Genomic DNA, 11,676 nt, shown 5'->3' with positions numbered 1-11,676 from the left:
TTATTACCTTTTTCGTTGTGTTGTTAGAAGCATAGATTAACTATCAAATTCTTCCTTCAATATTCTCATTACATCTAGAATAGTTTCCTCTTCTAGGTCAGTTCTTCTTACTAAATCATCTACCTCTTGTTTTAAGATACTTTTTGCAGTATCTAAACCAATTTTAGCAAATTCTTCTATAACCCATTCTTCAATCTCATCTGAAAACTCTGTCAACTCAACATCATCTTCATCTGCAGTGGCACCAGCAACATCACCTTCACGAATTACATCAAGCTCGTAACCTGTAAGTAAACCCGCTAATCTAATATTATGACCACCTCTACCAATCGCTTTAGACACTTCTTCCAATTTAAGGAAAACATCTGCTCTTTTAGTTTCTTCATCAATTTTGATTGACGAAATTTTAGCAGGGCTTAAAGCTCTAGTAATAAACAATTGTACATTACTAGTATAATTAATAACGTCAATATTCTCATTTCCTAATTCACGTACAATACCGTGAATACGTGACCCTTTCATACCTACACAAGCACCTACAGGATCTATTCTATCGTCGTAAGTTTCTACAGCTACTTTTGCTTTTTCACCTGGAATTCTTACTACATTTTTAACTATAATAAGTCCGTCAAAAACTTCAGGGATTTCTTGCTCAAACAATTTTTCTAAAAACTTCTCAGAAGTTCTAGACATAATAATTTGAGGTTTATTTCCTTTTAATTCAACGCTCTCAATAATTCCACGCACATTATCTCCTTTACGGAAGAAATCTGATGGTATTTGTTTTTCTTTTGGTAAAACAATTTCATTCCCTTCATCGTCAACTAAAATAACAACTCTAGGTCTCACATGATGTACTTCGGCAGTATAAATATCACCTATTAAATCTTTAAATTGCTTATAAAGATTAGTATTATCATGCTCGTGAATTTTAGAAATTAGGTTTTGACGTAAAGCTAAAATCGCTCTTCTTCCTAAATCTATTAATTTTACTTCTTCAGAAACCTCTTCTCCTATTTCAAAATCCGCCTCAATTTTTCTAGCCTCTGTTAAAGTAATTTCTTCGTTTTCAAAATCTAAATCTTCGTCAGCAACAATAACTCTTCTTCTCCAAATCTCCATATCACCTTTATCAGGATTGATAATGATATCGAAATTATCATCTGAACCGTATTTTTTCTTCAATGCATTTCTAAATACATCTTCCAAAATTGCCATAAGCGTTACACGATCAATAAGTTTATCATCTTTAAACTCTGAGAATGAATCGATTAATGCTAAATTTTCCATGCGAATTCTTTAATTAAAATGTTACTGTAACAATTGCTTCTTTTATATCTGCGTAAGGAATCTCAAGACGTTTTTGAACAGTCTCTTTTCCCTTACCAATCTTTTTAGGTTCTCTAGCTTTCCAAGACAAAATTACAAAATCATCATTAGCTTCTACTAATTCTGCTTCTAAATTTTCTGTAGCCGTTTTCACTATCAGTGTTCTACCTACATTTTTCTTGTATTGTCTAACCAATTTTAATGGAGATCCTACACCTACTGATGCTACTTCTAGAGAAAAATCTTGCTCTTCTCTATCTAAATTACCTTCGACTAAACGACTTAAATCGATACAGTCTTGCAATGCAACACCGTTATCTCCATCTATAGCAACAATAATCTTGAATGCATCTGTAATAGTAAAATCAATCAGAAATAGCTCTGGCTTCTCTGAAAGACTCTCAATCAACAACTTATTTACTTTTTCTTTAAATGTCATATTTTTATAAAAAGAGGGGACAATTAGTCCCCTCATTATCTAGATTTTAATAAATAACGGTGCAAATATAGTGTTTTTTTTATAAACCGAAATATTTGTCCGCTGTTAAAATATTTCTTACGCTATTTTAAACCCATAAAATGTGTTTTTTCCTTCATTTCTGATTTACATTCACACAATTCTTTGATTATGAATTGAAACAAGTTAGTCAAATTTTATCTTGATATTTCCAACTTTGGCGGTTTCTAATCCAAATACCAACCAAATTCTCAATGATTGTAAGCTCAAATTCCAAGCCAGAAACTAAATTCAAATGACTATAATTATTTATTCGATAAAACAGAACTACAGCAAATTAAAAATGAGCTTTAAAATTTACTCCAAAAAAAAAGTCTCTCAAAATAAATTGAGAGACTTAAGTTGGTCCACAAGGACTCGAACCTTGAATGACTGCACCAAAAACAGTAGTGTTACCATTACACCATGGACCAGTTTGTTTGCCGTAGCAGCGTTATTGCTTAGCGAGTGCAAATTTATACTTATTTTTAGTTTGCGCAAACTTTTTTTGCATTTTTATTCAAAAAAAATGAAAGTTTTTTTCTTCGCGCTTCAAAAAATTCCAAAAAATATTAATAATCAATTAGTTAGTAAAACCAACCGTTTTGAAAGAATTTTATGTTAATGCACTTCTCTTTAAATAAAAAAGCATTTTCTTTGTATCTGGAAATTAAACTAAAATTTTAAACATGATTAAGGCGACATTCAATTTCAATAAATGGAATACAATATTAGGCTGGATTACATTTGGAATCGCATTATTAACTTTTACACTGACTGTCGAACCCACAATGAGTTTTTGGGATTGTGGCGAGTATATCGCAACTGCAGCAAAATTGCAAGTAGGACATCCACCTGGAGCTCCCCTATTTCAAATGATTGGCGCTTTCTTTGCCATGTTTGCAACAGATGTTAAGCATATTGCATTAATGGTAAATATGACATCAGTATTTTCAAGTGCCTTTACCATATTATTTTTGTTTTGGTCTTCTTCGATTATTTTAAGAAAACTTGTCGCTGCAGTTTCAGAATTGAATGATAATAACGAAATAGTAATCTTAGGAAGTTCTTTTGTAGGCGCGTTAGCTTTTACATTCTCTGACAGCTTTTGGTTTAACGCTGTAGAAGCCGAAGTTTATGCAATGGCATCTTTATTCATCGCATTACTATTATGGTTAGGGCTACGATGGGAACAAGAAATGAATACAGAGAGAGGTGACCGCTGGTTATTAATTATCTCTCTCGTTGTTGGACTTTCATTTGGAGTTCACTTTATGGCTCTACTAACAATTCCAGCAATTGGATTTTTATACTTCTTTAAAAACTATAAAAAAGTTACTGTAAAGAACTTTATAATCGCCAACATCGTTGTTGTATCTATACTGTTATTTATATTTAAATTATTACTTCCTGTTACCATGGCCTTTTTTGGTCAAACAGAAATCTTCATGGTAAACAGCCTTGGCTTGCCGTTTAACTCAGGAACTATATTCGTGGCTCTTTTATTTATTGCATTTTTCTACTTCGGTTTAAAATATACACGCAGTAAAGGAATGATAAAATACAACACAATCTTATTGTGTATACTTTTTATACTAATCGGGTTTTCTACCTGGATGATGTTACCAGTAAGAGCTAATGCAAATACGGTAATTAATGAAAATAAACCGTCAGATGCCGCCGAAGTCTTAGCATATTACAACCGTGAGCAGTATGGAGTTAATCCTTTGTTCTATGGCCCTCAATATACCGAAACTTTTGCTGGATTAGACAAAAACAATCCTTACCTAGACAAAGCTCCCAACTACGAGAGAGATTACAAACTTGGTAAATATGTTATTGTAAACAACTTCAAGAACGCTGAACAAAACAGCGATGACAATCAAAAAACCATTTTACCTAGAATGTGGAGTTCTGAACATATAGAGAACTATATGAACTTTACTAATGCTCCTGAATTTTCAATAGATCCCAATTATGATTATGAGCAAGATTTAGCACAGTATGGCATTGATGTTAATACACTATCACCAGAAGACTATAACAAAGCTACTGCCCAATTAAAAAACGAAATCTTCAAAACAGTTAATGAATTTAGACAAGCTTATGCTCAAAAACAAATTGACAATGAAGGCTATATCAAATTCTTAAAAAGCTACAGTCAATATATCATTGTTGAAAAACCTAATACAGTTGACAATTTAAGTTTCATGGTCGAATATCAATTTGGCTACATGTATTGGAGATACCTTATGTGGAACTTTGTAGGTCGTCAAAATGACATTCAAGGTCGATATGGAAACCAAGAAGGAAACTGGTTAAGTGGAATCAATTTTATCGACAGCATGCACCTTGGGTCGCAGGAAAACCTGCCATCTGATGTGTTAACAAACAAAGGAAGAAATACTTATTATTTCTTACCATTTATTCTTGGATTAATTGGTATGATGTACCATGCAACAAAAGATCGAAAAAGTTTTTACGTCTTACTTTCTTTATTTTTATTTACCGGCTTAGCGCTAAAAATATACTTAAACGAAAGACCTTTTGAGGTAAGAGAGCGTGATTATGCACTTGTAGGATCATTTTACGTATTTGCAATTTGGATAGGCTTTGGAGTTTATTCGCTTTACGAAACCTTGCGTGCTTATATTTCTCCCCGCATTGCCGGACCCGCAATCATAACAGCAAGTTTACTTGCAGCGCCAATTTTAATGGGGTACCAAAACTGGGACGATCACGATCGCTCTGGTAAGTATACCGCTACCGCAATGGCAAAAGCATATTTAGAATCTTGTGACCCTAATGCTATTCTATTCACTATTGGTGACAACGATACATTCCCATTATGGTATGCTCAAGAAATTGAGGGAGTACGAACAGATGTAAAACTAGTAAACACGAGTTTATTTAATACCGACTGGTATATTGACCAAATGAAACGCAAAAGCTACGAGTCTGAAGCTTTGCCAATTTCATTTACGCATAGTGAATATGTTGGGGATAAATTAGATTACGTAATTTATATTCCTAAAACAGAAAGCAGATGGGAAATTAAAGAGTTCTTAAAATTTCTTAAGAATCCTGATGCTACTGTTCAAATGAATAACGGGCAATCAATGCACTTTTACCCAACAGACAAAATAAGAATACCTGTTGACAAACAAGCAATCATTAGAAATAAAGTTGTTGCGCCTAAATACTATGACTCTATCGTTCCTTTTATTGATGTAGACATCAAAGGAAGAGCGTTATACAAAAACAGAGTAATGATGTTAGACATAGTTGCTAATAACGACTGGAAAAGACCTATTTATTTTAGCCCAGGTTCATTTGACGATGATGATTATTTATGGATGAAAAACTACCTTCAGTTAGAAGGATTAATTTACAAACTAGTTCCAGTAAGAACAGAAATCCCTAAAGATGGTAGCCCATTAGATTTAGGATCTATCGATACTGATAAAATGCTTAAAATTGTAAATAAGTGGGAATGGGGAAATAGCGATAGCGATAAAATCTACCATGATCCAGAGACTAGAAGAGAGTCTATTAACTATAGAAGTAACCTTGCTCGTTTAATGAAGAAATTAATCGAAGAAGGAAAAACAGCTAAAGCTAAAGAAGTAATCGACTTAGCAATGACCAAAATGCCAGTCGATAAGTTTTATTACTATGCTTTGCTAGAACCATTTACTGATGGATACTACAAAGTGGGAGACAAAACTAAAGCCGTAGCGCTATTGCAAAAGTTGATTGGAAAATATCAAGAAAATTTAAACTATTACAAAACGTTAGATCCATCTGAACAAAGCGGACTTGTTGTTGATATCATTACAGATATAGAGCGTTATAGAGGATTAATCCAAGTAATGCGCGACAATAACGATCTTGACAATTATAATAAATCAAGAGCTGTCTTTAATACATACATCGAAATGTTCAAAAGATTTGGTAGAGAGAAAGAATAATCACAACCTCTATTTTAACAAAAAATGTAGCAGTATCACTTCGATATTGCTACATTTTTTTTTAACTTTAAGTCTATAAAAATTAACTTTAAAATGAAATTGTACTGGGTAAAAACAAACGCATTTATCAGAAGGGTATTTTCTAATTATATTTGGCTATTACCAAATAACGATAAGAAAGTCTATTTAACTTTTGACGACGGACCTATTCCAGAAATAACAGAATGGATTTTAGAAGAATTGCAAATGCACAACGCTAAAGCAACATTTTTTTGTATTGGTAAAAACGTGGAGGCAAATCCAGAACTATTCGAGAAGATCATCGCACAAGGACATAGCATAGGGAACCACACCCACAATCACTTGAATGGGTGGAAATCAAATACCACTGAGTATTTAGAAAACTTTCAAAATTGCGAGCAAACTTTGTCAAAATTTAGCGCAAAATTAAATTATGTTCTTCCTAAATTTTTCCGTCCACCTTATGGTAAGATTAAAAAAAGTCAGGCTAAAATAATTAAAAATAAAGGCTATAAAATTATAATGTGGGATATTGTAAGTGGTGATTTCGATTGCAAAATTTCGAAAGAGAAATGTTTGAACAACATTATAAAAAACATCGAAGCGGGAAGTATTATCGTTTTTCACGATAGCTTAAAAGCATACAAAAATCTCAAATATGCACTCCCAAAGGTTTTAGCATATTTACAAGAAAACAACTTTAATTGTGTGCAATTAGATACAGATATTAAGCTGCCTAAGAATTAGGTTATATCTTCTCTTTTAAAATAGTAATTAACGTATTAGCATCTAATTCTCCAGAATGTCTCCAGATCATTTGTCCTTCTTTATAAATCATTAAAGTAGGCAAACCTTTTATACGTAAAGCAATAGCAAGTTCGTGATTTTTATCCACGTCAATTTTAATTACTTTAGCTTTGTCACCCACTGCTGCCGCAACATCCTTAATTACAGGATCCATAGACAGAGAAGACTCGTTCCAATCTGTATAAAAATCGATTAACACAGGGATCTGTGTGCTTATAAGTTCTCCGAATTTTGACATAAGACCAAAAATTTATTATTTAAATCTATTCAATCAATAGATATTAAGTTACAAATGTAGCATATTTAACGAATTATGCTACTCTATCTCCTTTTTTTAGCTCAATAACAGTAATTTCAGGCATGATTCCTACTCTACCAGGATATGCATGAAACCCAAAACCTCTATTTACATACACATAACGTCCTAAATTTTCATATAATCCTGCCCATTGTGCATATACGTATTGCGCTAAACTCCATTTAAAATAACCGGGGATTTCGATACCAAACTGCATACCGTGGGTGTGCCCTGCCAAGGTTAAATGAAAATTTTTATCATGGTTTTTAATTTCGTAATCCCAGTGACTTGGATCATGACTCATCAACACTTTAAAATCGCTTTGGGCTACACCTTCAGAAGCCTTAGCGATATCACCTGCTTTTTTAAAATTATGTCCCCAATTTTCAACACCAATAAGTGCAAAACGGTCAGCACCTTTTTCTATGTAAGTGTGTTCGTTTAAAAGCAGGTCAAAATTTATTTGACCATAAAGTCCTTTTATTGCTTGAAAATTAGCCTCTTTTTCTTTTTCATTGGGCCAAGTTACATATTCTCCATAATCATGATTCCCCAGCACTGCATATTTTCCATAAGCATGCTTTTTAATTCGCTTAAAAGTATCAATCCATGGATGCATTTCGGTAGCATGCGTATTTACAATATCACCAGTAAACAAAATCATATCAGAATCTTGTTCATTCACCAAGTCAATTGCATAGTTTATTTTCTCCGCATTATCAAAACTCCCACTGTGCACATCAGATATTTGCGTTATTTTAAAACCGTCAAAAGCTTCTGGTAAATCAGGGAAATAAATGCGTTGTTTAATAACCTTGTAATTATACTTTCCAACTGTCACACCATATATTAAAGACGCAAACGGAATTGCAGCCAACCCTAAGCCTATTTGACTTACAAATTTTCTTCTCGAATTCAAAAACTCAAAATTTTCGCTTTGCATGAAAAAACGTGTAGAGCCAGATCCTACTCTAAATATGTCTTCACCCAACATAAACAAAGTTAATATCAACTTGGGTGTGTAGATTATTAAAAACAAGGCCATAGTAATCATCGTTTGCCTTGTTTGACCAATTGATCGATCAAATTGTGTAAATGAATATACAATATACAGCAAGGCAATAGCACTTACAACTTGGTAAGCGACTAACAACCATTTTAGCTTTATCAAAGTCTTTATAGCTTGAAAAGCATATAGCTCAACAATGAACAAAAAAAGACTTAATAAGAAAATACGAAAAACCATTACGAACTATTTTTCGGCAAAATAACAAATTAACAATTCAGTTCTCGTTGACATTAATCAATATTTAACTAAATTTTATTCAAACTTCCTCCCTTCTTCGTGAAAAAAAATAAAGCATCATCTCCCATTTATAGTAATGGTTTAGCTATTGATTTTAATTTTCGAAAACTAATCCAACATCAACCCCCTATTTCAAGCACGATAAAATGATTTACAGATTATACTTTGTGTTTTGAGTTTTGTACTTTTGAAATCTTACAAAAACTTACACATGTCACAACAAAAACGACTTTTCTTACTTGATGCCTACGCCTTAATCTTTCGTGGATATTACGCCTTTATAAAAAATCCTAGAATTAATTCTAAGGGAATGGATACTTCTGCCATTATGGGCTTCATGAATTCTTTAATGGATGTTATCAAAAGAGAGAAGCCAGATCACTTAGCGGTAGCATTTGACAAAGGCGGTAGCGAATTAAGAAACGAACTTTTCCCTGAATACAAAGCCAATAGAGATGCTACTCCAGAGGCGATAAAAATCGCAGTACCTTATATTCAAGAGTTGTTAAAGGCCATGCACATTCCTATTATCGAAGTTTCTGGATTTGAAGCTGATGATTTAATAGGCACGATTGCAAAACAGGCCGAGAAAGAAAATTACAAAGTGTACATGGTGACTCCTGATAAAGACTTTGCACAGTTAGTGTCAGAAAACATTTTTATGTACAAACCGGCTCGAATGGGTAACGGTATCGAAATATGGGGAATTCCTGAAGTTCTAGCTAAGTTTGAAATAGAAAGACCAGAGCAAGTAATTGACTACCTTGGAATGATGGGAGATTCAGCAGATAACATCCCGGGATTACCTGGAGTGGGCGAAAAAACTGCAAAGAAGTTTCTAGCCGAATACGGTTCTATGGAAAACCTTCTGGCTAGTACACACGAATTAAAAGGAGCGATAAAAACTAAAATTGAAGCCAATAAAGAATTAGGATTACTTTCTAAAAGGCTAGCTACAATTTTACTAGACTGCCCTGTGACATTCAATGAAAGTGATTACGAACTGTCGACTCCTGATGTTGAGAAAACAGATGCTTTATTCAACGAACTAGAGTTTAGAAGAATGGCAGAACAGTTTGATGCCATCTTTAAAAAAGGAAGTACTGATAGCAGTATTAATCCTTCAGATGCGGCACTGTATAAAAAACCGCAACCAAAAAATGACGATCAGTTTGATTTATTTGCTAGCGCTACAACTAATGAAGCAGCCACTGAAATTCATCAACAATTTTATAGCACACTAGAAAACACACCACACTCCTACCAAATTATACAAGGTGAACTAGGGCTTAAATTATTATTACAAAATATAGAAAAGCAACCCGCTGTTTGTTTTGATACAGAAACTACTGGTTTAAATGCTCTACATGCCGAATTAGTGGGAATTTCCTTTTCTTATGAAAAAGGTAAAGCTTTTTACGTTCCGTTTCCTGAGAGCCAAGAAGAAGCACAAGTCTTAATCAATCGCTTCATTCCTTTTTTCGAAAATGAAAATATCGAGAAAATTGGGCAGAACCTGAAATACGATCTAAAGATTTTATCAAATTATAACATTGTAGTCAAAGGAAAATTGTTTGACACCATGATAGCGCATTATCTTATCAATCCTGATATGCGCCACAATATGGATATCTTATCTGAAACATATTTAAAATATTCGCCTAAATCAATTGAAGCGTTGATTGGCAAAAAAGGTAAAAACCAAAAGTCGATGCGCGACGTTCCTTTGGAAGAAGTGAAAGAATACGCTGCCGAGGATGCCGACGTAACTTTTCAACTGAAAGAACTCTTTGCAGTGGAACTAGAAAAAACAGCGACGAAGAAATTATTCGAAGAAATCGAAATTCCTTTAGTTGAAGTTTTAGCTAGCATGGAAAAAGAAGGAATTCGTTTAGATACTGCGTTTTTACATTCTTTATCTGAGGATTTGAATAATGATATTAAAACATTAGAAACAACAATTTACGAGGTCGCTGGCGAGCAATTTAATTTGGCTTCTCCTAAACAGCTTGGTGATATATTATTCGATAAATTAAAAATTGGCGGTGCAAAACAAAAGAAAACTAAAACCGGTCAGTACGCAACTGGTGAAGAAGTTTTAAGCTATTTAGCTCTTGAGCACCAAATCGTAAAAGACATATTAGAGTGGCGACAGTTAAACAAATTAAAAACTACTTATGTAGATGCTTTGCCAACTCAAGTAGATGTAGACACTTTGCGTGTGCATACTGATTACATGCAGACAGTTGCCGCAACAGGAAGGTTGAGTTCGAATAATCCTAACTTGCAGAACATTCCTATTCGAACAGAAAGAGGACGCCAAATTAGGAAAGCATTTGTAGCTCGTGACGAAAATTATACGCTGATATCTGCCGATTATTCGCAAATTGAATTGCGCGTGATAGCCGCTCTAAGTGGTGAAGAAAACATGATTAAGGCATTTCAGAACAATGAAGACATTCATAAATCTACAGCTTCAAAGGTTTTCAATGTCCCATTAGAAGAGGTGACTCGTGAACAACGTAGTCATGCAAAAACCGTGAATTTTGGAATTATATATGGTGTTTCAGCCTTTGGATTATCAAATCAAACCGATTTATCTCGTGCAGAAAGCGCCGCGCTAATCGAAGCCTATTATAAAAGCTACCCACGTTTAAAATCATACATCTCAGAGCAAGTAGAATTTGCTAGAGACAATGGGTATGTGCAAACTATCCTAGGAAGGCGACGTTATTTAAAAGATATTAATTCGCAAAATGCTATCGTGCGTGGTGGTGCAGAGCGCAACGCAGTGAATGCTCCTATTCAAGGAAGCGCTGCTGATATTATTAAAATTGCTATGATTAACATTCATAACAAACTGAAATCAGAGAACTGGAAGTCAAAAATGTTACTTCAGGTTCATGATGAATTAGTGTTTGATGTACACAATGACGAATTAGAAAAAATCCAACCTATGATTAAACATGAGATGGAAAACGCTTTTACATTAGACGTTCCTTTAATCATCGATCTAGGAATGGGTAAAGATTGGTTAGAAGCGCATTAAAACAAGTCTATAAACTATAAAAAAACTCCATTTGCTAATAAGTAATGCATTGCCCCCAAAAAGTTAGACACTATTTGGGGGCATTTTTATGGAAAGAAAAGTCAAGTATGATTACACATTTAAACTTGAATGTGTGGAATTAGTTATCAAACAGCACAATTGCTGTGTATCTGTAGCTAATAAAAAGAGAGTTCATCCTTCGAGTGTTAAAAAGTGGGTTAGGCTATATAATCATTATGGTAAAGATGGATTAACACCTAGGAATAACCGTAGTTATAGTGTCGATTTTAAATTTAAAGTTTTGCAATCAATTCAAAAAGAATCCTTGTCATTTGTGGATTGTTGTTTGAAATTTGACATTCCTGATGCGGGAATTATTCTAAAATGGAAAAAAGATTT

Annotated in this window: 8 protein-coding genes and 1 tRNA gene; 4 read left to right on the top strand and 5 right to left on the bottom strand. The window is 33.7% G+C overall.

The features are described 5' to 3' along the window. Positions 1-36: 36 nt before the first annotated feature. From nusA to H603_RS0105095, 3 genes are all read right to left on the bottom strand, one after another. Positions 37-1,290, bottom strand: a complete 1,254-nt coding sequence (nusA, locus tag H603_RS0105105; protein ID WP_026707557.1) for a transcription termination factor NusA — start codon at positions 1,288-1,290, stop codon at positions 37-39. A gap of 13 nt (positions 1,291-1,303) precedes the next feature. Beyond that, positions 1,304-1,768: a ribosome assembly cofactor RimP gene (gene rimP, locus H603_RS0105100; protein ID WP_026707556.1), complete on the bottom strand. Its 465-nt coding sequence runs from the start codon at positions 1,766-1,768 to the stop codon at positions 1,304-1,306. A 420-nt stretch (positions 1,769-2,188) separates the two neighbouring features. Beyond that, positions 2,189-2,259, bottom strand: a tRNA-Gln gene (locus tag H603_RS0105095). 255 nt (positions 2,260-2,514) lie between these two features. On the opposite strand from H603_RS0105095, the gene H603_RS0105085 reads away from it, so the two are divergent. Both H603_RS0105085 and H603_RS0105080 read left to right on the top strand, forming a co-directional pair. Beyond that, positions 2,515-5,796 carry a glycosyltransferase family 117 protein gene (locus tag H603_RS0105085; protein ID WP_026707555.1) on the top strand — a complete coding sequence of 1,094 codons (3,282 nt, stop codon included), beginning with the start codon at positions 2,515-2,517 and terminating at the stop codon, positions 5,794-5,796. A gap of 93 nt (positions 5,797-5,889) precedes the next feature. Further along, positions 5,890-6,564: a polysaccharide deacetylase family protein gene (locus H603_RS0105080; RefSeq protein ID WP_026707554.1), complete on the top strand. Its 675-nt coding sequence runs from the start codon at positions 5,890-5,892 to the stop codon at positions 6,562-6,564. Between the two features lies 1 nt (position 6,565). Here H603_RS0105080 and H603_RS0105075 read toward each other — a convergent pair whose 3' ends face one another. Together H603_RS0105075 and H603_RS0105070 are read right to left on the bottom strand one after the other, a co-directional pair. Then, positions 6,566-6,862 carry a thioredoxin family protein gene (locus tag H603_RS0105075; RefSeq protein ID WP_026707553.1) on the bottom strand — a complete coding sequence of 99 codons (297 nt, stop codon included), beginning with the start codon at positions 6,860-6,862 and terminating at the stop codon, positions 6,566-6,568. Positions 6,863-6,935: 73 nt separating this feature from the next. Then, positions 6,936-8,168, bottom strand: coding sequence for a metallophosphoesterase (locus tag H603_RS0105070; protein WP_026707552.1), 1,233 nt, complete (start codon positions 8,166-8,168; stop codon positions 6,936-6,938). A 271-nt stretch (positions 8,169-8,439) separates the two neighbouring features. Here H603_RS0105070 and polA point away from each other — a divergent pair, with 271 nt between their 5' ends. Beyond that, a complete protein-coding gene (gene polA, locus H603_RS16525) occupies positions 8,440-11,277 on the top strand; it encodes a DNA polymerase I (RefSeq protein ID WP_035675496.1) in 2,838 nt (945 codons plus the stop codon). Between the two features lie 133 nt (positions 11,278-11,410). Beyond that, positions 11,411-11,676 (top strand): helix-turn-helix domain-containing protein (locus H603_RS0105055; RefSeq protein WP_245576086.1); only part of this gene is annotated, 266 nt, incomplete at its 3' end.

Origin of the sequence: Flavobacterium frigidarium DSM 17623 (assembly GCF_000425505.1) — a bacterium.
GTDB classification, from domain to species: Bacteria; Bacteroidota; Bacteroidia; order Flavobacteriales; family Flavobacteriaceae; genus Flavobacterium; species Flavobacterium frigidarium.
Note: the sequence above shows the minus strand (reverse complement) of the source record. Positions and strands in the feature narration are given on the sequence as shown.